Origin of the sequence: Aliivibrio kagoshimensis, assembly GCF_050337105.1 — a bacterium.
GTDB lineage: Bacteria > Pseudomonadota > Gammaproteobacteria > Enterobacterales > Vibrionaceae > Aliivibrio_A > Aliivibrio_A kagoshimensis.
Genome location: NZ_JAKJSQ010000011.1, coordinates 44,120 through 67,889, shown reverse-complemented (window position 1 = coordinate 67,889; position 23,770 = coordinate 44,120). Strand labels below are relative to the sequence as shown.

Sequence of the window (23,770 nt, the reverse complement as noted above, 5' to 3'; positions counted from 1 at the left end):
AGCAGTGGCTCGAAGGGATTTACCGAGATGACAACATTTGAATCATTAAATGGACGTATTGATTGGGATAAAGTCGAAGGGCTTATTCCAGCGATTGTACAGGACTTTGCAAGTGGTCAGGTACTAATGATGGGCTATATGAATCCAGAGGCCCTTTTAAATACAATAGAAAAACAAAAGGTTACTTTTTTCTCACGAACAAAACAGCGTCTGTGGATGAAAGGTGAGGAATCTGGGCATATACTTACCTTACAGAACATCGCACTTGATTGCGATAATGATACTTTGTTGGTGAAAGTGACCCCAATTGGACCCACTTGTCATACAGGAACCACTACCTGTTTTGATGGTGATAAGCAGCAAGAGTCTTCACTAGTGTTCCTTCATCAACTTGAGCAACTGTTGGCAGCTAGAAAACATGCAGATCCAGATTCTTCCTATACCGCAAACTTATACTCTCGTGGCACCAAGCGCATTTCGCAAAAGGTTGGTGAAGAAGGCGTTGAAGTCGCGCTTGCGGCGACGTCGGGCGACAAGCCGGAGTTGATTTGTGAGTCTGCTGATTTGATTTATCACCTATTAGTGCTGCTTCAAGATCAAGATCTTGAACTGAATGATGTCATAAATAAACTCAAAGAGAGACACGCCACTAGATGATAAGTTAGTCTCACTACGTAAAAAGGGCTTGATAGTGATATCAGGCCCTTTATCGTTATGCCGTACTACGGCAAGTCACTTAGTGATTACGCGTCACAGCACTTCTTGAATTTTCTGCCGCTGCCACATGGGCACGGGTCATTTCGTCCAATTTTGTGAATGCTACGGTCTTGTTCTGGGTAGGTGCCATCAATGTATCGCCAGCAATTATTTTCGATAACAAAGCGCGATGTTTCATGCAGGACAGACTGCTTACCATGTTCGATAAAGGTCGCTTTAAACTCAACAAACCCTTCATTTTCATCAGCAACAGGTGCATTGACGATCTGCAGGTTCAACCAATTGCTATTGGTAGACGCTTCAATCTCTTCACGAAAAGATTCAGCTTGGCAACTTGAGTGGTAGGTGTTGATAATAAAATCAGTCAATTTCAAGCTGTGGGCACAATAACGGGCACGCATTAACTGTTCAGGGGTATTGGCTTTACCTGATTGATGAGCAGGCTGACAGCACTCCGTGTAGACGCTGTTGCTGCCGCAAGGACATAAATTCACAGTGTTATTCGTCAATGGTAAAATCATCAACCCATTGAGCTGACTCTGAGTATTTTTCAGCAATAAGAGCTTCAGAAATATTTAACTGTTTCGCATGAATACTGACGGCTTTCCAGTCAGCTTGTTCGTATGCTTGTACTAGCAATAACAGCGTGCCAAGTTCACCTTCGTAAGCGGTTAAAGCAGACTTAATCTCTTCACTGATCGGTAGGCGCTCTAAAATAGAGTGCAATGGTTGATCAAGCAGGGATTCAAGCAAAGAGAAAATACCCACTAAAAAAGCTTGTCCAGGTTCAACCCTGGATTTACTCGACTCGATTAACATTTCACAAATTTTTGCTCGTTGAATCGAGAGCGAAAATAGAGAGTGGGGCTTGGCTTGGTTCGCGTGAGCAATGGCGACCAGAGAGATAAATTGACGCAAGCGAGCCTCACCTAAATAGACAAGTGCTTGCTTGAAGGAGGTGATCGGGTTGCGTATTATGGTTGAAGAGTTAACGTACCTTAAAAGCTTATACGACAAAGATACATCCGCACCAACAATTTTTTCAACCGCTTCAAAATCGATATCTTTTTGAGAAATCTCTTTATATAACTGTAATACAGTTAATTGAGAGGGCTCTAAAGAACGTTGTTGTAACATCTCAGGTTTACTAAAAAAGTAGCCTTGAAATAACTCAAAACCGACGTCTTTTGCTTGCTTGAACTCTTCATAGGTTTCAACTTTTTCAGCCAAAAATTGAATGTTGAAGCGAGCGCATCTCTCTATGAAAATGGCTGCTTTTTTGATCGGTACTTGCCTGATATCAAACTTAATTATATTGATATAAGGTAAAAAACGAGTCCAACTAGGATCTGGAATAAAATCATCCAGTGCAATTTGATACCCTTTTTTCGACAGAATACCAACGGCATCCAGAAGTTCATCGGTTGGTTTGCAATCTTCCAGTATTTCAATGATCAAGTTTTCAGTTGGGAACAGAGAAGGCACTTGATTGAGCAAGCTTTGATAAGGGAAATTAACGAAACCGAGTTTGTTTCCAGTCGCACTGCATTGAGAGGTTAAAAAGTGGTCCGAAAGCAATCGGTTGGTAGCCAGTTCAGGATCGACATCAGGAAAAGTGTTTTTGGGTCCATCACGAAAAAGCAGCTCATAGCCGATCGTTTTCTTATCGATATCTAGAATAGGTTGTCGGGCTACATATGAGTACATTAACGGCTCTTATAATGAGTTACAAAAATCTAACTGTGGCATCATWCTAAATTATAAACAAAAAACTATGATTAGATTCCAATTACAACGAAATAGTCAACAATATTCATAGTTTAATAACAATCATTTACATACGATAAGTATTCTAAATAAAAGATCGAACTTGAAGTTCCATAGATTGCTCAGTCACAAGTAACACCGATCCTTGGGAATACCAATCACCCAACACCACTCTTTTGGCGAGACCACTGTTTAAGGTTAGTTCATGAACCGCAGGACGGTGTGTGTGTCCGTGGATTAATTGCGTTACATTGAACCTTTGCATTTCTGAAAACACCTCTTCGGGCGTTACGTCCATGATAACCATTTGCTTTTGTTCTTTTTTTTCTGCACTGCTGCTTTTTATATTGCCCACCAATCGATGGCGAACATTTAATGGTAAGTGAAGGAAAATCCATTGGACCCAAGGCTTATGCACTGTAGCACGATATTTCTGATAGCCTTCGTCTTTGGTGCACAATGTATCACCATGCATGATCAGTGTTTTGGTGCCATACAGGTCAATGGTGCAGATCTCAGGAAGCAGCGTCATTCCAGTCTGCTTTGCAAACTTTTTGCCAATCAGAAAATCCCGGTTTCCTTCAAGGAAAAAACAAGGTACACCTGAGTCGGTGAGTGTTTTAAAGGCGTTGATAATAGTGCGATTAAACGCACTATTATCATCGTCGCCAAACCATGTTTCAAAAAGATCACCCAACACATACAAAGCATCCGCATTAATCGCTTCATTTTTCATGAAAGCTAAAAAGCACTTTGTAATGGCGGGAAGTTCTTCAGAAAGATGAAGGTCAGAGATAAAAAGAGTGGTCATAGTTACCAAATAGACTGTGAGTATTAATGAAAGGGCAAATTCACATCTGCCCTTTACGATTGCTATGCGACTACTGTAGCACCAGTAATCAGCACTTCTTCTACAGGTACATCTTGGTGGTAGCCTGAGTTTCCAGTAGAGACAGATTTGATTTTGTTAACCACGTCCATTCCTTCAACCACTTCGGCGAATACACAGTATCCCCAACCGTTAGGTGTTTCAGAAGTGTGGTTAAGGAAGGTGTTGTCATTCACATTGATGAAGAACTGTGAACTTGCAGAGTGTGGTTCGTTAGTACGAGCCATTGCTAGCGTGCCTGTTTTGTTGCTTAGGCCGTTATTTGCTTCATTTTTAATCGTTGCGCGAGTTTGTTTTTCTTCTAAGCCAGAAGACATGCCGCCACCTTGAACCATGAAGCCATCAATCACACGGTGAAAAATAGTATTGTCATAAAAACCATCTTGGCAGTACTGTAAAAAGTTCGCACACGTAGCAGGTGCTTTTTCTTCGTTTAATTGGATTTTAATATCACCGAAAGAGGTGTGAAGTGTGATCATGATTTTACCTTTATGGGTCTTAAATTGTGTAGCAGTGATTCTAACGTAACTTAGCTATGATCACACTACGATTAGCAGAAAAATTCTGGTATATTCACCGCTTCGTGTAATCCCATCTTAATGAGCCTAATAAGAATGTTAAAAATATATAACTYACTAACAAAGAAGAAAGAAGAATTTAAGCCAATCGAAGCTGGAAAGGTTGGTATGTATGTTTGTGGGGTTACTATTTACGATTTGTGCCACATCGGTCATGGCCGCACGTTTGTTTCATTTGATGTGGTTTCAAGATATCTGCGTTTCTTAGGTTACGACTTGACCTTTGTACGTAATATTACGGATATCGATGACAAAATTATTAAGCGCGCTGCTGAAAATAACGAGAGTTGCGACAGCCTTACTGAGCGTCTGATTTCAGAGATGCATGCCGATTTTGATTCGCTCGGAATGAAGCGTCCAGACATCGAACCGAAGGCGACAGAATATATAACTGAAATTATCGCGCTGGTTGAATTATTGATTGAAAAGGGTTTTGCTTACGTCGCCTCAAATGGTGACGTAATGTTCGAAGTGAAGAAGTTTGATGATTACGGCAAACTGTCTCGCCAAGATTTAGAACAGCTACAAGCCGGTGCTCGAGTCGATATAGAGAGTGCTAAGCGAAGCCCAATGGATTTCGTTCTGTGGAAAATGTCTAAAGCGGGAGAGCCAATTTGGCAATCACCTTGGGGAGATGGACGTCCGGGCTGGCACATTGAGTGTTCAGCAATGAACTCTTCTATTTTAGGCAACCATTTTGATATTCATGGTGGTGGTTCTGATTTGATGTTCCCACATCATGAAAACGAAATTGCACAATCTTGCTGTGCGCACGACGGTCAGTATGTGAATACTTGGATGCACAGTGGTATGGTGATGGTTGACCGTGAAAAGATGTCAAAGTCTCTCGGTAACTTTTTTACCATTAGAGATGTTTTGGGTCATTATGATGCTGAAACAGTTCGTTATTTCTTGATGTCAGGTCATTACCGCAGTCAACTAAATTACAGTGAAGATAACTTAAAACAAGCTCGTTCTGCACTTGAGCGTTTATATACTTCATTGCGTGGTTTAGATCGTAATGCTGCTCCTGCAGGTGGCAGTGAATTTGTGAGTCGTTTCTCTTCATCAATGAACGATGACTTTAATACACCGGAAGCTTACTCTGTGTTGTTTGATATGGCACGTGAAGTGAATCGTTTGAAAACAGAGAATATTGAAGAGGCGTCTGCAGTTGGTGCATTGATGCGGGAACTCGCGGATGTATTAGGACTTTTGTCTCAAGACCCAGAAGCTTTCTTACAAGGTGATGACAGTGATGCTGATGATGTGGTTGAAATCGAGCGACTGATTAAAGCTCGTAATGATGCTCGTGCTGCTAAAGATTGGGCTGCTGCTGACCAGGCGCGTGATGCGTTAACCTCCATGAACATTGTGTTAGAAGATGGGGCTGCGGGAACGACTTGGCGCCGAACGAAATAACCCATTAAATAGTAGATAGAGGCTGGTGATTACTGGCCTTTTTTTTAAAATAAAAAAGATAAGGAATGAGTTGTGGCTCAAATGTATTTTTATTACTCGGCAATGAATGCGGGTAAATCAACCACACTGCTACAGTCAGCGTTTAACTATAAAGAGAGAGGGATGACCCCTTTGATCTTTACCGCCTCGATTGATACTCGATATGGAGAAGGAAAAGTAAGCTCTCGCATCGGTTTAGAAGCAGAAGCAAAGTTGTTTTCAAAAGAGCAAGATCTGTTAGCGGACATTACAGCCATTACGCAAAAGCAAAAAATTGATTGTATTCTCATTGATGAGTGTCAATTTTTAACCAAAGAACAAGTTTACCAGTTGACAGAGGTTGTGGATAAGCAGCATGTCCCTGTGCTCTGTTATGGATTAAGAACTGACTTTTTAGGTGAGCTTTTTGAAGGAAGCAGATACCTATTATCGTGGGCGGATAAGTTGGTTGAGTTAAAAACGATTTGCCATTGTGGGCGGAAAGCAAACATGGTGATACGTACAGATGAGCATGGGGTTGCTATTGCAGATGGTGATCAAGTGGCTATTGGTGGTAATGAGTTATATGTATCAGTGTGTCGAAAGCACTATAAAGAAGCGCTGAATAAGTAGCAGAGTGTTGAAAATGATAAGAGCACAAAGATGTTGTGCTCTTATCCATGTATCCGTTATTCATGGGTACCAAATTGTTCTGCTGAATAGGCAACACGCTCTGCAGGTGTTGGATAGACAACATCGTGTTCTAACCCTTCAATGTGTCTCAGGCGAGGTAGCAGTCCAGCGCCATTGGCTATTTGAATGGCTAACCCTGGGCGAGCATTAAGCTCTAACACCATTGGCCCTTCTTCACTGTCTAACACCATATCGGTACCTAAATAACCCAGCCCTGTCATCTCCCATGCACTGGATGCAAGTGTTAATAGCTTATTCCAGTGGGGGACTTGAAGAGTCGCCAGCTCTTTACCAGTGTCTGGATGATTTAAGACTGGTTTATCAAATTGTACTGCTCTAACAGCTTTGCCTGTTGCGATATCAATACCAACACCGACAGCACCTTGGTGAAGGTTAGCTTTACCATCTGATGCCGCTGTTGATAATCGCATCATTGCCATCACTGGGTAGCCTTTAAAGACAATCACCCGAATATCAGGAACACCTTCGTAGCTGAAACCATCGAATACGGGGTCAAACTTAATTAAGTTTTCAACCACCGCCACATCATTTTTGCCACCTAAAGAGAATAAACCAGCTAATGCGTTGGTGATGTGTCGCTCCACATCCTGTTCGTTTATTGAGGCACCAGAAGGTTTATAATAGACACCATCTTTATGAGAAACGACAACTAAGATACCTTTTCCACCACTCCCTTGTGCTGGTTTGATAACAAAACCTTGCCACTGCTTAACCATCTTATGAATACGTTTCACTTCATACTGATGGCTGATCACTCCAATTAGCTTGGGTACCGTTGCACCTGCTTTTTCAGCAATAATCTTGGTTTTTAACTTATCATCAACCAGTGGATATTTAGTTCTGTCGTTATAACGGCCGATGTAGCCGCCATTACGTTGGTTCATTCCCATGATGCCTTTAACATGAAGCTTCGATGGAGATGTAAACATGTCAAACATGGTTTAATCCTCCGCTAATGGTTTAAAGCGACGAAGTTCAGTTAAACGGTAGCCCGTGTAGTTACCAAGCATCAGTATTACTGCCAGAACCACCAACTGTAGACCAATAAAATTAAACGTGAGGTGTTCAACATAAGGGTTAGTCATGGCGATGTAGATAAGGACAGCAGTCAATAGAGAGCCACCGCCTTGAGTTGCTACCTCTTTCCAACCCTCTTCTTCCCAGAGAATCGACATACGTTCGACGGTCCAAGAGAGAATGATCATCGGGAAGAAGGTAATGCTCAATCCTTCATTAAGCCCTATTTTAAAGGCAACAACGGTAAAGACAGAGATGATCATAATCACCGCAATAATCACCGCAGAAATTCTGGCCACCAAGAGGAGGTTAAGCCGAGATAGATAACCACGGATGATTAAACCGGTACCAACGATCAGTAAGAAGCCCACAATACCGGTTAATAACTGCGTCTGCACAAAGGCAACAGCAATCAACACTGGCATAAAGGTTCCTGATGTTTTTAAGCCGATAATAATACGCAGGAACACCACAATTAATGCGCCAATTGGAATTAACATGATGGTTTTAAACATCGACTGTTCAGCCAGCGGTAAACTGTGAATAGAGAAGTTTAATAGATCGTCGGTCACCACCTTCTTTGCCGTTGCTTGAGAAGGGGAGATATCCTGGGAGATCATGGAAAAGAGTATTTGGCTATTTTTTCCGCCCACAACATCTAGGAGGGAGACATTTGAGTCATCCCAGATCAGCAAATTGTCAGGGTGACCTTGTTCACCGGTTTCAGGATTAAAAAGCACCCACTTATCTTGATCCCAAATTTCTATCATGGGCTGTACTGACTGTCGACGACGACCATCTTCGAGCCATAGCGCACCGACCACCTTATTGTGAATACCTTCCATTGACAGCAGTTTAGAGATTGCGCGCTCTTTTTTGAGGTTATTCAACAGCAGTGAGGCATTTTGATTCTCACCGTCAGTAAATTGTTTGATCAGTTCACGAGTTAACGTGGTGTTATCAGCAGAGTGTTTTCGAGCTTGATCCAACAACGACTGGGCTGATAATTGTTGCGGGCCATCAAAAGTGATGGTTTCTAGTTTTTCATCAGTAGGGTCTACATCTTGAAAATCAGCTTTAGGGTCAACAAGGAATTGAGATTTGTAGTAGAGCACTTGTGGCCCATCGGCTTGACGAATTGACCACTCTGTTCTGCGACCGTTATCGGTATTGAGATAGGCAATACCGTATCCAGGAGACGAAGCGGTTTCATCAACAAGGGTGAAACCTTTTTGAGTTTGAGGTGCAGCCATTGAGAGTTTGGCTGCTTCCCCTGACGCGGTGAACTGAATGCGAGCTTCCACATCCCATACTTGCGAGGTTTCACCTGGCGCCCATGGAACACCGTATACATCGTGCCTAAACCAGCTAAGAGCCAGTCCAACAACAACGAGCAGTGAGATCAGAAAATAAAAAGGTATTCTAGACGACATAACATCCCCGTTGAAATAGTAGCTAAATTAGATGGTTATTGAATTTACTATTGCGTTTGTAAGAACTCTTTGCTGACATCAACAATGGCAATGTCTTTAATGAACTCTCTACCTAGTAAAATAGGATGCGTCATTTGGGAGCGATCAGCAAGGGTAAAGAGGACTTTTTCATTGAGCGCCCCAAGCCCGACTCTTAGCTCAACCACTGCACGTCTTTGAAGCTCATCACTTGAAGTCTGACGAACATTCACATGGCGAACGATTGGCGCACTTATCCATTGAATTTTTTCATCAGTTTCTGCCGTATTTGCTAAGTTAAATCGAACCCATTTTTGCCCGTCACGTTCAAACTCTTGCATATTAACGGCGTTTAAGCTGGATGTTGCCGCGCCAGTGTCTACCCGAGCAGTAAATCGTGAGTCAATAGCGTCAATGGTAACCCACTCTTTTGCCCCTAAAATAAGGGTATGTTCGTAGTTGCTACTATTGTATTGATTTAAGGTGCTTTCAGTGCTCTTTTGCGAAACACTATTTGACGACGCTTTTAATCGGTTGATAATCAACTGTTGCTGCTGACGGGTTAGCACCATCTCTTCAGCCATCGCGGATAAATCAGATTCAAGGTTGAGTATATATTCATTTTGTTGATTGATAGAAGTTTCTAAGTTATTTATTTTATTATCAATCTTACTATCTAGACTCTGGATGTTAGTTTCAACCTGTTGGATAGCTGTTAATGTCTGTTCATTGCTATTATCGCTGAGCAAACTGCAACCTGACAGGAATAAAAGGGCAGAGAGTGAGAGCGTACGTCGAAGCATGATTTTTCCTAATCTACAAAATTATGAGTAATTTCAAAAGGGTTTGATATTAAAGGTCAAGTTAGTCTGGGTTTCTTGCAATCATCACCACGCGTTTAGGCGCAGGATAACCTTCTATCGTTTTACTTGGGTCTTTGGGATCTAAGTAATCAGGCAAGGAGTTGTGAGTCATCCATTGAGTGGTACGTTGTTCGTCAGTGGTGGTAGTACTGATATCCGCTATTTTTACATCCACAAAGCCACATTTTTCAATCCATACTTTTAGTGCTTTAGCTGAAGGGAAGAAGAAGACATTGCGCATCTGTGCATAGCGATCAGTAGGAACTAAGACATCGTTCTCATCACCATCAATTACTAAGGTTTCTAACACCAATTCGCCGTCTTGCACCAATTGCTGTTTCAACTGCATGATATGGTCCAACGGAGAGCGACGGTGGTAAAGCACACCCATACTAAATACAGTATCAAAAGCGTTAGAAGCTGGCAGCTGTTCAATGCCAAGAGGTAAGAGGTGGGCACGTTGATCGTTACCCAAAAGTTTACGAACGGCTTCAAACTGAACTAAAAAAAGATGTGATGGGTCGATGCCGATGGTTAATTTTGCACCTTCACCGAGCATTCTCCACATGTGGTACCCGTTACCACAACCTACGTCTAATACATGACGACCTTTTAATGGTGACAGATGGGGAAGGACACGATCCCATTTCCAATCTGAGCGCCACTCGGTATCAATATGAATGTCATGTAGGTTATACGGGCCTTTTCTCCATGGATGAAAGGTTTTCAATAGGCTCTCTAGTTTGGCTTTTTCCCCAGCCACTAACGCCACTTCATTGGTGATTTTCACTTCACTTTTCAGCTCGATGTTATCCGGTTTATCCGTCGATATCTTTTTGAGCACTCGAAGCCATTTGGGCATGTCGCCATGCTCGGAATTTTGCCAGTGGGTAAGTAGTGAGGGTAGAGTATTCAACCAAGGGCTTAATCGGTTCTTAGCAATCAGTTGGTAAAAGTCAGAGAAATCAAACATAGATTCAGTCATTCGTTATCGAGTGTAAGTGGTGAGTGATTGTAGAAACATCAACAACCACATGAATATTTTGTAACAGTAGACAGGTTACTTAATGGCAAACATGGAACCAAAATTGAAGCACTGAAACCACACTTCATTGCTACGAAAACCTAGCGCTTTAAAGCGAGCTTTATGAACATCGATGCTATCAGGGCGCATTACATTCTCGATGGCACTGCGTTTTTGACTGATCTCTAATTCGCTATAACCATTGGCGCGTTTGAAGTCATGATGTAGGTCGATCAACAGCTCATTCGCCTCATTATCTTCAAACACATATTTTTCAGACAAAATAAGAATGCCACCAGGGCGCAGCCCTTTATAAATTTTTTGTAGCAGGGTTAAGCGATCATCTGGGGAGAGGAACTGCAAAGTAAAGTTAAGCACCACAACACTTGCATCTTCAATCATAATATTACGGATGTCCGCTTCAACCACATCGACCACGGTATCTGAACGGTAAGCATTAATGTGTAATCGACAACGTTCAACCATGGCAGAAGAGTTATCGACAGCAATAATTTTACACCCTTCATGTTTGATATGACGACGCATGGATAGGGTCGCCGCGCCTAAAGAGCAGCCGAGGTCATACACCGTGGAATGCGGTTTGGCAAAACGTTCAGCCAACATCCCAATCGCTGAAATGATATTACTGTAGCCGGGAACCGAGCGTTGGATCATATCCGGAAAGACCTCTGCCACTTTCTCATCGAAGGTGAAATCGCCCATTTTATCAATTGGGGCTGCAAAGATATTATCGTGGTTTTTCATGGTTATTCTCTTCAAGCAAACGCATAAATGTTAACTCTTATCGCGTCCATCGAAAAGAGAGGCAACATTGTAGATAAAAATATGGGGATTGTCTTTATCTGTAAGCTATTTCCTTTATAATGTTTAGCTATTGTTTCGAATTGTTTGATTTTTCATCAAAAGCGGCAAATTGCTGCTTATTTAATCAAATTTATGCGAATAAACAGATTGATAACAACAGACCAATATCATGTTTTGAACGGTTTGTTGATTGGTATAACTATTATGATTGGGAAATTCATCATGCGCAGCCATTATTGTGGTCAACTGAACAAGTCCCTGGCAGGACAAACTGTAGAACTTTGCGGCTGGGTAAACCGTCGTCGTGATTTAGGCGGCCTTATCTTTATCGATATGCGAGATCGTGAAGGTATTGTTCAGGTAGTTATCGACCCAGATGTGAAAGAGATCTTCACAGAAGCTAACCAACTTCGTAATGAATTCTGTATCCGCATTACGGGTGAAGTTCGTGCACGTCCTGATAGCCAAATTAATAAAGATATGGCGACTGGTGAAGTTGAGCTTTACGCAACAGGTCTAGATATTATTAATAAATCGGAGCCTTTGCCGCTCGATTTTAACCAAATTAACTCTGAAGAGCAGCGTCTGAAGTATCGTTACATTGATCTTCGTCGCCCAGAGATGAGCGACCGCATTAAACTGCGTGCTCGTGCATCTAGTTTTGTACGTCGCTTTTTAGATGAAAATCTATTTTTGGACATCGAAACACCGGTACTTACCAAAGCGACACCTGAAGGTGCCCGTGACTACTTAGTACCAAGCCGTGTACATAAAGGCAGTTTTTACGCATTGCCACAGTCACCACAGCTGTTCAAACAATTGCTGATGATGTCTGGTTTTGATCGTTACTACCAGATCGTAAAATGTTTCCGTGATGAAGATTTACGCGCTGATCGTCAGCCTGAATTTACTCAGATAGATATCGAAACCTCGTTCATGTCGTCACAGCAGGTTCGTGAAGTGACTGAACGTTTAGTTCATGACATGTGGAAAGAGTTACTGGACGTTGAACTGGGTGAATTCCCGATCATGCCATTCTCTGAAGCGATTCGCCGTTTTGGTTCTGATAAGCCGGATCTGCGTAACCCATTAGAGTTGGTAGACGTCGCAGATTTAGTCAAAGATGTTGAGTTTAAAGTCTTCTCAGGTCCTGCTAATGATGAAAAAGGACGTGTTGCAGTAATTTGTGTACCGGGTGGCGCTAAGCTCTCTCGTAAGCAGATTGATGAGTACGGAAACTTTGTCGGCATCTATGGCGCTAAAGGTTTAGCATGGATGAAGGTTAACGACCGTGAGGCAGGATTTGCAGGTGTTCAATCTCCAGTGGCTAAGTTCTTAAATGAAGAGGTGGTTAATGCACTTCTTGAGCGAACGAATGCGCAAACGGGCGACATTATTCTCTTTGGCGCAGACACTTCACGTGTTGTTGATGAAGCGATGGGTGCACTTCGAGTGAAACTTGGCGATGATTTAGAGCTAACGGATAAAAATGCTTGGGCGCCACTTTGGGTGATTGATTTCCCAATGTTTGAGCAAGATGAAGAGGGTAACCTGCACGCCATGCACCACCCATTCACTTCGCCACTTGGTTTAACTGCTGAACAGCTAGCAGCAAACCCTGCGGCAGCAAATTCTGATGCTTACGATATGGTCATTAACGGTTATGAAGTGGGCGGTGGTTCAGTACGTATTCATAATGCAGATATGCAGAAGGCAGTGTTTGGTATTCTAGGTATTGACGCGCAAGAGCAGCAAGATAAGTTCGGTTTCTTACTTGAAGCGTTGAAGTACGGTACGCCGCCTCACGCAGGTTTAGCGTTTGGTTTAGACCGTTTAGCTATGTTGTTATGTAATACAGACAACATTCGTGATGTGATTGCGTTCCCTAAAACAACCGCGGCATCATGTCTACTGACTAATGCGCCAAGCAAAGCAAACCCAGCGTCTCTGGATGAGCTTGCAATAGAAGTATCAAAAAAAGCAGAATAGAGTTAACCCTTGTCGTATTGTAAAGGTTGACGATTCAATAGAAGCAAAGTGACTACGGTGACTTTGCTTTTTTTTTGCAAATAGAATTACAATCATACTGTTATTAGAAAATTAGGTCTTTATGTCCATTATTCTTGGGATAGATCCCGGCTCTCGCATCACTGGTTATGGGGTGATCAAACAAAATGGTAGGCAGCTTATTTACTTAGGCAGTGGCTGTATTCGCACCTCTGAAAAAGAGTTACCAGGACGTCTTAAACAAATTTATGCTGGAGTGAGCGAGATCATTACGCAATTTCAACCGGATGAATTTGCGATTGAACAGGTATTCATGTCTAAAAATGCCGACTCGGCGTTAAAGTTAGGTCAAGCTCGTGGCAGCGCCATCGTTGCGGCGGTGAATGCCGATCTTCCCGTGTACGAATACGCGGCACGACTCATTAAACAAGCGGTAACCGGTTCTGGTAGTGCAGATAAGGCGCAAGTACAACACATGGTGACCAGCATGCTAAAACTGCCAGCCCAGCCTCAAGCAGATGCTGCGGATGCCTTAGGGGCGGCAATTTGTCATGCCAACGTAAATAAAACCTTGGTAGCATTAGCAGGAAAAGCAAGCGGAGCAAAAAAAGGGCGATATCGTTAAATTACTGGATATCTAACCAGTAATTCATTATTATTCATGACTTAATAAATGAAGAGAAGTGAGTCTATTGTGATCGGTCGTTTACGTGGCAAGTTAGTAGAAAAGCAGCCTCCAGAGGTATTGATTGAACTGGGTGGCTTAGGCTACGAAGTGAAAATGCCGATGAGCTGTTTTTATGAATTACCCGAACTTGGCCAAGAAGCGATTATCTACACGCATTTTGTGGTGCGTGAAGATGCTCAACTCCTCTATGGGTTTAACACCGTTAAAGAACGTGCGCTATTTCGTGAAGTGATTAAAGCTAATGGCGTTGGACCAAAACTTGGATTAGCGATTCTTTCAGGAATGACGGCAGCGCAATTTGTCGGTTGTGTTGAGCGCGAAGATGTTTCTACATTGGTGAAACTTCCCGGTGTCGGTAAGAAAACGGCGGAACGTTTAGTCGTAGAGATGAAAGACCGATTAAAAGGTTGGGGAGAAGGGGATCTCTTTACTCCCGTTAGCGACGAGTTCTTGGCAGATAATCAAGAGATGGCGGTCGCTAAACCAGAGAACTCAAAAGAGGAAGCGATCAGTGCGTTGGTCTCTCTCGGCTACAAGCCACTGCCAGCAGCAAAAGTGATATCGCAGGTTATTAAACCAGGAATGAGCAGCGAAGATCTCATCCGAGAAGCGCTTCGAGCCATGGTCTAAATTGGAATAGTTATGATTGAAGCAGATAGATTGATTGCCGTTGATAATCCGACTTTTAAAGAAGAGGATATTATCGATCGCGCGATACGCCCCAAAAAGCTGAATGAATACCGTGGTCAAGACCATGTGCGTAGTCAGATGGAGATCTTCATTAAAGCGGCGCAAATGCGCAATGAGCCCCTTGATCATCTATTGATATTTGGCCCCCCTGGTTTAGGTAAAACCACCTTAGCCAACATCGTTGCCAATGAGATGGAGGTGAACATACGAACCACTTCAGGGCCAGTATTAGAGAAAGCGGGCGATCTAGCGGCACTACTTACCAATCTTGAAGAGAATGATGTTCTCTTTATTGATGAGATACACCGCCTTAGCCCAGTAGTTGAAGAGATACTCTATCCGGCCATGGAAGATTATCAATTGGATATTATGATAGGTGAGGGGCCAGCAGCCCGTTCTATTAAAATTGATCTCCCTCCATTCACACTCATAGGTGCGACAACAAGAGCGGGCTCATTGACATCTCCTTTACGAGACCGATTTGGTATTGTTCAGAGGTTGGAGTACTACAACGTAGAAGATCTGCAGTACATTGTAGAGCGCAGTGCTGGTTGCCTGAATTTATCAATGGAATCTGATGGCGCATTAGAAGTGGCTCGTCGTGCACGTGGAACACCTCGTATTGCTAACCGACTATTAAGACGTGTAAGAGATTATGCAGAAGTAAAGGCTAATGGGTTAATTTGCCCTGATGTCGCCGATAAAGCACTTAATATGCTGGATGTTGACAGTAAAGGTTTCGACTATATGGACCGTAAGTTGTTATTGGCGATTATGGAGAAGTTTTCTGGTGGGCCAGTTGGCTTGGATAACTTAGCAGCAGCGATTGGGGAAGAGAAAGACACCATAGAAGATGTGATTGAACCTTATCTCATTCAACAAGGCTTTTTACAAAGAACCCCAAGAGGGCGAATTGCCACCGATCACGCTTATCTTCATTTTGGTTTGCAGCGCTAAATATTTATAAAAGCTAAGCTAGCCGAAATTATTTGGCTGGCTTTCTCAATAACAGTTCAGTAGAATCTCAGCCGTTACAATTTTGACTCCGGTCACACTAATCTCGCCTATTTTTTATTCAACAATCCCCTGTAAATTGATCTAGATCAACTGTCTTCGATTGGATTGATTAATGCGACTTACAAGTTGATTTAGATCAGCATTGCTTCTCACAAAAAATGTTTGACCTCCAATACCATAAGCGTAATATTAGCCAAAGCTACATTAGATTGAGCTTAACAATATTCTAACGTAGCGCATACAAATCTATAACATGAGAAGGCTCACTTCTCAAAATGTAGTAATCTTCTCGCACTATTTAGTGCCTATTTTCATGAACTGAACTATGTATAACAGGTACGCAGCCTGATACAAAAGGGGTTATCATGCTAACAGACGTTGTTGAGTTATCGCGGTTTCAATTCGCACTTACAGCAATGTACCACTTCCTATTTGTCCCATTAACCATCGGTATGGCATTTTTGCTGGCGATCATGGAGTCACTCTATGTGATGACAGATAAAGTCATCTACAAAGACATGACCAAATTTTGGGGTAAACTTTTCGGCATTAACTTTGCGCTGGGTGTCGCAACTGGTCTAACAATGGAGTTCCAGTTTGGCACTAACTGGTCATACTATTCTCACTATGTTGGGGATATTTTTGGCGCACCACTGGCGATTGAAGCTTTAATCGCTTTTTTCTTAGAATCAACCTTCGTTGGGTTGTTTTTCTTTGGTTGGGATCGGTTATCTAAACGCCAGCACTTAACCGTTACTTGGTTAGTAGCCTTAGGGTCTAATTTCTCCGCTTTGTGGATTCTGATTGCCAATGCCTGGATGCAAAATCCGGTGGGTGCAGAGTTTAACTTTGAAACCATGCGGATGGAGATGGTCAGTTTCAGTGAAGTGATCTTTAACCCTGTTGCACAGGTTAAGTTTGTACACACAGTAGCCTCGGGTTATACCTGTGGTGCGATGTTTGTTTTAGGCATCAGTTCCTATTACCTCCTCAAAGGACGAGATGTTGCGTTTGCACGTCGCTCTTTCGCTATTGCGGCTTCATTTGGTATCGCCTCGATTTTATCCGTTATCGTTTTAGGCGATGAGTCTGGTTATGAGTTAGGTGACGTACAAAAAGTGAAGTTAGCGGCGGTAGAAGCTGAATGGCATACAGAAGAAGCGCCGGCAGCCTTTACGGCATTTGGTATCCCAAACCAAGAGACGATGGAAACGGACTACGCGATCAAAATACCGTATGCGATGGGCATCATTGCTACACGCTCGCTAGACAAACAAGTCACCGGTATTCGTGATCTTAAAGATGAACATGAAGTTCGTATCCGTAATGGCATGGTCGCTTATGGCTTGTTAGAAAAACTCAGATCGGGTGATAGAACAGAGCAGAATCTAGCCGAATTTGACGCCATTAAACACGATTTAGGTTATGGGTTATTACTTAAGAAATACACAGATAATGTCGTGGATGCTACCGAAGAACATATCATGGCAGCGGTTGACGATTCCATTCCACAAGTCGCGCCACTTTTCTTTAGTTTCAGAATTATGGTTGGCTTAGGCTTTATTATGTTGTTTATTTTTGGCGCGGCGTTTATACAAACTTGTCGTCAAAAAATCGAACAGAAGCGCTGGTTACTCAAAGCCTCGTTGTTTGCTATTCCCGCCCCTTGGATCGCCATTGAAGCGGGTTGGTTTGTGGCTGAATATGGTCGTCAACCTTGGGCAGTTGGTGAGATTCTTCCCGTCAATGTAGCAGCGTCAGCATTAACGGCAGGACAGATTTGGGCATCGCTAGGTGCGATCATCGCATTGTATACGGTGTTTTTAATCGCAGAGGCATACTTGATGGTTAAGTTTGCACGCAAAGGACCAAGCAGTCTGAAAACAGGTCGTTATCACTTTGAGCAACAAAGTGACAATGCGGAATCTAAATTCGATCGTCAAGTTGAAGCGTAATAGGAGAGTTAACAATGTTTGATTATGAAATGTTACGCTTTATCTGGTGGGCACTGATTGGAGTATTACTGATTGGTTTTGCGGTGACAGATGGATTTGATATGGGAGTGGGCACTTTGGTCCCGATCATAGGTAAAACCGACTCCGAACGCCGTGTGATGATCAACTCGATAGCGCCTCATTGGGATGGAAATCAGGTTTGGTTAGTGACAGCAGGTGGTGCCCTTTTTGCGGCTTGGCCACTGGTGTATGCCACCTCATTCTCAGGTTTTTACTTTGCCATGATTGTCGCTCTCGCGGCATTGTGGTTTCGACCAATTGGTTTTGACTATCGCTCGAAAATTGAAGATAAGCGTTGGAGAAGTGCTTGGGATGGCGCGATTTTCATTGGTAGCTTTGTCCCACCAATCATTTTTGGTGTCGCTTTCGGAAACTTGATGCAAGGGGTTCCGTTTGAGCTTAATGACCTAATGATGTCTAAGTATCATGGTAGCTTTTTTGCTTTGCTTAACCCTTTTGCACTGTTATGTGGAGTGATCAGCCTATTCATGTTCGTCATGCAAGGAGGAACTTGGCTGCAGATGAAAACAACAGACGAGCTTTACCAACGAGCCAAAGTGGTCACGCAGATCAGTGGATTAATGGTTGCGCTTCTATTTGTGATGGCAGGCTTTTGGGTTCACTCGATGGAAGGGTATGTAATTACCTCCCAGATAGTGACTGATGCGGCCTCCAACCCGCTCACTAAAGAGGTTGTTACACAAGTTGGTGCATGGTTCCTAAACTATGATAACTACCCATTACTGTGGATTGCCCCTTCGTTAGCGGTAATAATGCCGCTCATTACCGTGATGGCAACTCGATTTAACTGGTCAGGTTTTGCTTTCTTTACATCAAGTTTAACCAATGCTGGGGTGATACTCACATTCGGTTTCGCACTGTTTCCATTTGTGATGCCATCGAGCTTAAATCCATCACACAGTCTAACGATGTGGGATTCCACGTCGAGTGAGTTGACTCTCTCAATCATGACCGCAGTGGCGGCGGTGATGGTGCCAATTATTTTGGCCTATACCTCGTGGACTTACTACAAGATGTTCGGACGTATTGACAGTAAATTTATTGAAGAGAACAAAAACTCTCTCTATTAAAAAATTCAGATTAAGGAGCCAACTATGTGGTATTTCGCATGGATACTGGGTGTGTTATTAGCGTGCTCATTTGCAATTATTAATGCACTTTGGTTAGAACATACCGAGATGATGGATAACGACAGCGAATAATTTCCCTGTTTACATCTAGACATCACTTACCTATAAAGCAGTTTGTTGAACTTTTGTTCAATCGGCTGCTTTTTTATATTCAATATGAATTAAATTGATGTGATTTAACAAACTTTTACCTTATGCTTTCGTTACTATTCACTATATCAGGTATAGTGGTCACAGATTTTTAGTTATATTTGGTGATATGTTGATGAGTCAGAATCAAATAGGACCAACCTTTGAATGGCCAATAACGGTTTATTACGAAGATACAGATGCTGGGGGAGTAGTTTATCACTCCAACTATCTGAACTATTTTGAGCGAGCCAGAACGGAACTTTTACGATCTATTGGCGTCTCTCAACAGGAACTATTAAAACAACATTTAGGGTTTGTGGTTAGGCATATCGATATTGACTACCTTATCGGTGCTAAATTAGACCAACAATTAACCGTGAAAACATATTTAACAGAAACACGCAAAGCATCAATCACATTTTGTCAGGAGTTAGTCAATTCTGAGAATGCCCTATTGTGTAAAGCTGCTGTTAAGGTAGCCTGTATCGATGTGAGCAAAATGAAACCCAAAGCAATTCCAAACGAAATCATGTCGGAGATGACCAGTGACAGGTGAATTATCAATTCTCGATCTTTTTTTACAAGCCAGTTTACTGGTAAAGGTCGTAATGCTTATCCTTTTAGGAATGTCCATTGTTTCATGGGCAATGATCATGAAACGGTCAAAAGTATTGGCACAAGCCGCTGAATATACAGAGCGCTTCGAAGATAAGTTTTGGTCGGGTATCGATCTTTCCAAATTATATAAAGAAGTGAGTGCTCGTAAAGAGAGCATTACGGGGTCTGAACAAATTTTCTATGCAGGTTTTAACGAGTTCGCCCGTTTAAGAAGAGTCAATGGTTCATCATCTGAAGCGGTTATGGATGGAACTGACCGTGCAATGCGTGTGGCAGTATCAAGAGCAGTCGATGAGCTAGAAACCAATCTGCCTTTTCTCGCCACCGTAGGTTCAATTAGTCCCTATATTGGATTGTTTGGAACCGTGTGGGGAATCATGCATGCCTTCATCGCGTTAGGAGCAGTCAAACAAGCGACACTTGCCATGGTAGCACCGGGTATTGCGGAGGCACTGGTTGCAACAGCGATGGGCTTATTTGCTGCTATTCCTGCTGTTATCGCCTATAACCGATTAAGTACCAAAGTATCTAAACTTGAACACAATTACGCCATGTTTATGGATGAGTTCTCAAGTATTTTGCATCGTCAGGCGATGTCTGCGAAGGAATAATCATGGCAGGTTATCAACCTAAAAAGAGAAAATTAACGGCAGAGATTAATGTAGTGCCATACATCGATGTGATGTTGGTACTATTGATTATCTTTATGGTGACGTCCCCGTTTGTCACTCAAGGAGTGGACGTTGAGTTACCCGATATGACTAATGCTAAATCAGCTATTGATTTGGCCGATGGCAATACTCAAGCCAGCTTCATTATTATCGAAGTGGATAAACAAGGCGGATTAGGATTAAGTGTCAACAATGAAGAGGTGACTCGTGGTTTAACCATGAATGATCTTGTCGTTAGAGTAAAAGCGGAATTACAGATTAATCCAAACTCACCGGTTGCTGTTGGGGGAGATGCAAGTACCCCTTATGCAGAGATCGTATTGGTGCTCGATGAAATGAGTAAAGCAGGTATCACGAAAGTGGGTCTGTTGACCGATTTAAAGGAATAGTAAAGCGATAAGCAGTCGATGAAGAAGAATAATAACTACAGCGTCGCCCTGACAGTTTCAGTCATACTCCATTTGGTGCTACTTGCACTGTTATTATGGGGTAGTGATTTTTCTATGTCTGATAGAAAAGCAACGCCAAATACCATTCAAGCTGTAGTGATTGACCCTAATGCAGTGGCTCAACAAGCCAAAACAATTCGACAACAGAGAGATAAAGCCCAGAAGGTTGAGCAAGATCGTCTTGATAAATTGCGCAAACAAGCCGATGAGTTGCAAAAAAATCGTGTAGCCGAAGAGGAACGAATTCGTAAGCTTAAAGCCGATAAAGTAAAAGCCGACAAAGCGGCTCGTGAAGCAGAAGCGAAAAAGATTGAGCGTCAAAAAGAACAAAAAATAGCCAAAGAAAAAGCCGATGCAGAGCGGAAGCTAGCAGCAACAGCAGAAGCAGACCGTAAGCGTAAGCAGGAAGCGGCAAACAAAGCTGAGCAGCAACGAATAGAGAAAGAGAAAGCGGCTAAAGCGGCATCGGTTAAAGCTGAAAAAGCAGAAGCCGATCGAGTAGCGAAAGAGAAAGCCGCTGCAGTAGCCGCTGAAAAAGTGAAACAAGAGAATGAACGCGCCGCAAAAGCCGAAGCACAACGTATTGCGAAAGAGAAAGAAGCGGCTGCTGCTGTGAAGAAGGCGGAGCAAGAGAAAGCCAGAGCCGCAAAAGCAGAAGCAGATCGTAAAGCCAAAGAGGCCGCATTGAGTGATATTTTTGCGGGTTTAGAGTCTGAAACACAGCAAAATAGCAGTGCTAAACAGAAGTACATCGCCAGCGAAAGGGAAAGATACGGTGCGATATACACTCAGATGATTCAACAAAATTTTTTGATTGAACCCAGTTTTATTGGTAAAAAATGTCGGGTGAATATGAAACTTTCAGCATCAGGTTTTGTTATCGATGTTAATGGGCAGGGAGACAGAACACTTTGTCAGGCATTAAAAAGAGCTGTGACAAAAGTTGGAACCTTCCCCATATCAGATGATCCAGAAGTAATGAAAGAGTTGAGAAGTGTAAGCATGACTTTTGAACCAAATAAATGATTTATGAAAATTTGAACAGAAACTTAATAGGCAGCGTAGATTGTGTTTAATCAAGGAATAAGGAAATAGATGTGCTTAATCAATTATTAATTGGATTGCTTATTACTATCTTGAGCTTTAGCCAAGTGGCAAAAGCGGAGTTACAGCTGGTTATAACAGAGGGTATCGATTCAGCACGTCCCATCGGTATTGTGCCGTTCAAATGGACGGGCCCAGGCAAGTTACCCCAAGATATCGCAGGGGTTATCTCTTCTGATCTACAACGAAGTGGCAAATTCAGCCCAATTTCAACCAGTAAAATGCCGCAAACACCTTACAGCGACAAAGAGGTCGATTACTCTGCGTGGACCTCAATGGGGGTAGACTCACTGGTTACTGGTAGCATCAGCAAAGATGTGGCTACTGGAAAGTATGTGGTTAAATATCAGCTGATTGATGTGGTTCGTGGCAAGTTAACCAAGGGAAGCAGCAAAGGCTTGACCAGTGACGGTTCTCTCGCGTTAAGTAATGATCATGTTTTAGTTAACAATATTGCAAAGATAACTGAAAAACAGCTTCGCAAGTATGCACACCGTATTTCAGATTTGGTGTACGAAAAGTTAACCGGTGAAAAAGGCGCATTCCTGACCCGAGTCGCTTATGTGGTGGTCAGCGATAAAGCAAAATACCCATATCAACTAAGAATTGCAGATTATGATGGTTATAATGAACGTCTTGTCTTAAAATCAAGACAGCCGCTCATGTCCCCAGCGTGGTCTCCAGACGGCAGTAAATTAGCGTATGTCAGCTTTGAGAATAAACAAGCTCAAATCTTTCTCATGAATATTTACACCGGTAAAAGAGAGAAGCTTACCTCTTTCCCTCGCCATAATGGAGCGCCACGTTTTTCTCCAGACGGTAAAGAGTTGGCGATTGTGCTCTCGAAAAGTGGCAGTCTGCAGGTTTATATTTTAAACCTCAAAACTCGAAAAATGCGTCAAATAACACGTGGAAGAGCCAATAATACAGAGCCATTTTGGGATCCATCCGGTAAGTCTCTCATAATTACCTCAGATCGGGGTGGTAAACCTCAGATTTATCGAGTAAATTTAGCAGATGGTTCAACAAAGCGTTTAACATGGAAAGGTAGCCAAAATTTGGGAGGACAACTTACTCCTGATGGACGTTATCTGATTATGGTTAATCGTTCTAATTCTGGTTTTAATTTAGCCAAGCTTGATTTGCGTAATGGTGCACTTCAAGTATTAACTAAAACATTACTGGATGAATCACCTAGCATTGCGCCTAATGGTGGGATGGTGATTTACAGCTCCATGTACAATAAAGAAAACGTTCTTTCTATGGTCTCAATTGATGGACGATTTAAAGCGCGATTACCAGCAACAAATGGGCGTGTTAGAGCGCCTGCTTGGTCTCCATTTTTATAGCAAAAAAATATATTTAGGATAAAAAGGAAAATATGATGCAACTAAATAAACTTCTTAAAGGGCTTCTAATTGCGTTGCCTGTAATTGCACTTTCGGCATGTAGCTCTAGCGATAGCGCAACTGACGGAACTGATGGCCAAGCAACAACTAACGAAGCAGCAACTAACGGCACTAACGGTACCGATACTACAGTCGTTACTGCAGTTGACCAAGAAGCCGCGATGACAGAGCAGCAAGTTCTAGAACAAGCGCTACGTCAAGAGCAAACGGTTTACTTCGCCTTTGATAACTCAACAATTTCTTCAGACTACGAAGAGATGCTAGCTGCTCACGCTGCATTCCTAAGTGCTGATAGCTCTTTAAAAGTAACTGTTGAAGGACACGCTGATGAGCGTGGTACTCCTGAGTACAACATCGCACTAGGCGAGCGTCGTGCAGCAGCAGTATCTAAGTACCTTGAAACTCTAGGTGTTCAGGCTGACCAAATCTCTATCGTAAGCTACGGTGAAGAGAAGCCACTAGAGATGGGTCAATCAAGTGAAGCATACGCGAAAAACCGTCGTGCAGTACTTGTATACTAATTTGTAACTTTGG

General features: G+C 42.6%; 25 protein-coding genes. 16 read left to right on the top strand and 9 right to left on the bottom strand.

The window, feature by feature from the left end:
- The first annotated feature begins 27 nt into the window (after nt 1–27).
- Nucleotides 28–657 (top strand): bifunctional phosphoribosyl-AMP cyclohydrolase/phosphoribosyl-ATP diphosphatase HisIE, encoded by a 630-nt coding sequence (gene hisIE / locus L4C32_RS06020; protein WP_428195968.1) that lies wholly within the window; start codon nt 28–30, stop codon nt 655–657.
- 86 nt (nt 658–743) lie between these two features.
- On the opposite strand, the gene L4C32_RS06015 is transcribed toward hisIE, so the two are convergent.
- From L4C32_RS06015 to L4C32_RS06000, 4 genes are all read right to left on the bottom strand, one after another.
- Nucleotides 744–1,238, bottom strand: coding sequence for a YchJ family metal-binding protein (locus L4C32_RS06015; protein ID WP_428195956.1), 495 nt, complete (start codon nt 1,236–1,238; stop codon nt 744–746).
- The gene (locus L4C32_RS06010; RefSeq protein WP_428195955.1) at nt 1,216–2,424 is read right to left on the bottom strand and encodes an EAL and HDOD domain-containing protein; all 1,209 of its coding nucleotides are present in this window, start codon (nt 2,422–2,424) and stop codon (nt 1,216–1,218) included. Before L4C32_RS06010 ends, L4C32_RS06015 begins: the two co-directional genes overlap by 23 nt.
- A gap of 145 nt (nt 2,425–2,569) precedes the next feature.
- Entirely contained in the window at nt 2,570–3,295 is a 726-nt protein-coding gene (lpxH, locus tag L4C32_RS06005; RefSeq protein WP_428195954.1) for a UDP-2,3-diacylglucosamine diphosphatase, read from the bottom strand.
- 62 nt (nt 3,296–3,357) lie between these two features.
- Nucleotides 3,358–3,852 (bottom strand): peptidylprolyl isomerase, encoded by a 495-nt coding sequence (locus L4C32_RS06000; RefSeq protein WP_428195953.1) that lies wholly within the window; start codon nt 3,850–3,852, stop codon nt 3,358–3,360.
- 135 nt (nt 3,853–3,987) lie between these two features.
- On the opposite strand from L4C32_RS06000, the gene cysS reads away from it, so the two are divergent.
- Nucleotides 3,988–5,373, top strand: coding sequence for a cysteine--tRNA ligase (cysS, locus tag L4C32_RS05995; protein ID WP_428195952.1), 1,386 nt, complete (start codon nt 3,988–3,990; stop codon nt 5,371–5,373).
- Nucleotides 5,374–5,445: 72 nt separating this feature from the next.
- Nucleotides 5,446–6,024: a thymidine kinase gene (locus tag L4C32_RS05990; RefSeq protein WP_428195951.1), complete on the top strand. Its 579-nt coding sequence runs from the start codon at nt 5,446–5,448 to the stop codon at nt 6,022–6,024.
- A 56-nt stretch (nt 6,025–6,080) separates the two neighbouring features.
- Here the strand turns inward: L4C32_RS05990 and L4C32_RS05985 are convergent, their stop codons facing one another.
- The 5 genes from L4C32_RS05985 to cmoA form a co-directional block, all read right to left on the bottom strand.
- Nucleotides 6,081–7,043 carry an alpha-L-glutamate ligase-like protein gene (locus tag L4C32_RS05985; protein WP_428195950.1) on the bottom strand — a complete coding sequence of 321 codons (963 nt, stop codon included), beginning with the start codon at nt 7,041–7,043 and terminating at the stop codon, nt 6,081–6,083.
- A 3-nt stretch (nt 7,044–7,046) separates the two neighbouring features.
- Entirely contained in the window at nt 7,047–8,555 is a 1,509-nt protein-coding gene (locus tag L4C32_RS05980) for an inactive transglutaminase family protein (protein WP_428195949.1), read from the bottom strand.
- 47 nt (nt 8,556–8,602) lie between these two features.
- Complete coding sequence (locus L4C32_RS05975; protein WP_428195948.1) at nt 8,603–9,376, bottom strand: ATP-dependent zinc protease family protein; 774 nt, start codon at nt 9,374–9,376, stop codon at nt 8,603–8,605.
- A 61-nt stretch (nt 9,377–9,437) separates the two neighbouring features.
- Nucleotides 9,438–10,409: a tRNA 5-methoxyuridine(34)/uridine 5-oxyacetic acid(34) synthase CmoB gene (cmoB, locus tag L4C32_RS05970; protein ID WP_428195947.1), complete on the bottom strand. Its 972-nt coding sequence runs from the start codon at nt 10,407–10,409 to the stop codon at nt 9,438–9,440.
- A gap of 87 nt (nt 10,410–10,496) precedes the next feature.
- The gene (gene cmoA, locus L4C32_RS05965) at nt 10,497–11,225 is read right to left on the bottom strand and encodes a carboxy-S-adenosyl-L-methionine synthase CmoA (RefSeq protein WP_428195946.1); all 729 of its coding nucleotides are present in this window, start codon (nt 11,223–11,225) and stop codon (nt 10,497–10,499) included.
- A 282-nt stretch (nt 11,226–11,507) separates the two neighbouring features.
- Between cmoA and aspS the strand changes: the two genes are divergently transcribed.
- The 13 genes from aspS (at nt 11,508) to pal (ending at nt 23,757) form a co-directional block, all read left to right on the top strand.
- Nucleotides 11,508–13,274, top strand: a complete 1,767-nt coding sequence (gene aspS / locus L4C32_RS05960) for an aspartate--tRNA ligase (RefSeq protein ID WP_428195945.1) — start codon at nt 11,508–11,510, stop codon at nt 13,272–13,274.
- A gap of 121 nt (nt 13,275–13,395) precedes the next feature.
- Nucleotides 13,396–13,917 (top strand): crossover junction endodeoxyribonuclease RuvC, encoded by a 522-nt coding sequence (gene ruvC, locus L4C32_RS05955; RefSeq protein WP_428195944.1) that lies wholly within the window; start codon nt 13,396–13,398, stop codon nt 13,915–13,917.
- Between the two features lie 69 nt (nt 13,918–13,986).
- The gene (gene ruvA / locus L4C32_RS05950; RefSeq protein WP_428195967.1) at nt 13,987–14,610 is read left to right on the top strand and encodes a Holliday junction branch migration protein RuvA; all 624 of its coding nucleotides are present in this window, start codon (nt 13,987–13,989) and stop codon (nt 14,608–14,610) included.
- Nucleotides 14,611–14,622: 12 nt separating this feature from the next.
- On the top strand, nt 14,623–15,627 hold the full coding sequence (gene ruvB, locus L4C32_RS05945; RefSeq protein ID WP_428195943.1) for a Holliday junction branch migration DNA helicase RuvB: 1,005 nt from the start codon (nt 14,623–14,625) through the stop codon (nt 15,625–15,627).
- Between the two features lie 425 nt (nt 15,628–16,052).
- Entirely contained in the window at nt 16,053–17,642 is a 1,590-nt protein-coding gene (locus tag L4C32_RS05940; protein WP_428195942.1) for a cytochrome ubiquinol oxidase subunit I, read from the top strand.
- Nucleotides 17,643–17,656: 14 nt separating this feature from the next.
- Complete coding sequence (gene cydB / locus L4C32_RS05935; protein WP_428195941.1) at nt 17,657–18,793, top strand: cytochrome d ubiquinol oxidase subunit II; 1,137 nt, start codon at nt 17,657–17,659, stop codon at nt 18,791–18,793.
- 24 nt (nt 18,794–18,817) lie between these two features.
- Nucleotides 18,818–18,925: a cytochrome bd-I oxidase subunit CydX gene (gene cydX / locus L4C32_RS05930; protein WP_428195940.1), complete on the top strand. Its 108-nt coding sequence runs from the start codon at nt 18,818–18,820 to the stop codon at nt 18,923–18,925.
- Nucleotides 18,926–19,118: 193 nt separating this feature from the next.
- Nucleotides 19,119–19,541: a tol-pal system-associated acyl-CoA thioesterase gene (gene ybgC / locus L4C32_RS05925; protein WP_428195939.1), complete on the top strand. Its 423-nt coding sequence runs from the start codon at nt 19,119–19,121 to the stop codon at nt 19,539–19,541.
- The gene (tolQ, locus tag L4C32_RS05920) at nt 19,531–20,214 is read left to right on the top strand and encodes a protein TolQ (RefSeq protein ID WP_428195938.1); all 684 of its coding nucleotides are present in this window, start codon (nt 19,531–19,533) and stop codon (nt 20,212–20,214) included. Before ybgC ends, tolQ begins: the two co-directional genes overlap by 11 nt.
- 2 nt (nt 20,215–20,216) lie before the next feature.
- A complete protein-coding gene (locus L4C32_RS05915; RefSeq protein WP_428195937.1) occupies nt 20,217–20,663 on the top strand; it encodes an ExbD/TolR family protein in 447 nt (148 codons plus the stop codon).
- 18 nt (nt 20,664–20,681) lie between these two features.
- Nucleotides 20,682–21,749 carry a cell envelope integrity protein TolA gene (gene tolA, locus L4C32_RS05910; protein ID WP_428195936.1) on the top strand — a complete coding sequence of 356 codons (1,068 nt, stop codon included), beginning with the start codon at nt 20,682–20,684 and terminating at the stop codon, nt 21,747–21,749.
- 71 nt (nt 21,750–21,820) lie between these two features.
- A complete protein-coding gene (gene tolB, locus L4C32_RS05905; protein ID WP_428195935.1) occupies nt 21,821–23,176 on the top strand; it encodes a Tol-Pal system beta propeller repeat protein TolB in 1,356 nt (451 codons plus the stop codon).
- Nucleotides 23,177–23,211: 35 nt separating this feature from the next.
- Nucleotides 23,212–23,757 (top strand): peptidoglycan-associated lipoprotein Pal, encoded by a 546-nt coding sequence (gene pal / locus L4C32_RS05900; RefSeq protein ID WP_428195934.1) that lies wholly within the window; start codon nt 23,212–23,214, stop codon nt 23,755–23,757.
- The last annotated feature ends 13 nt before the right edge of the window (nt 23,758–23,770 follow it).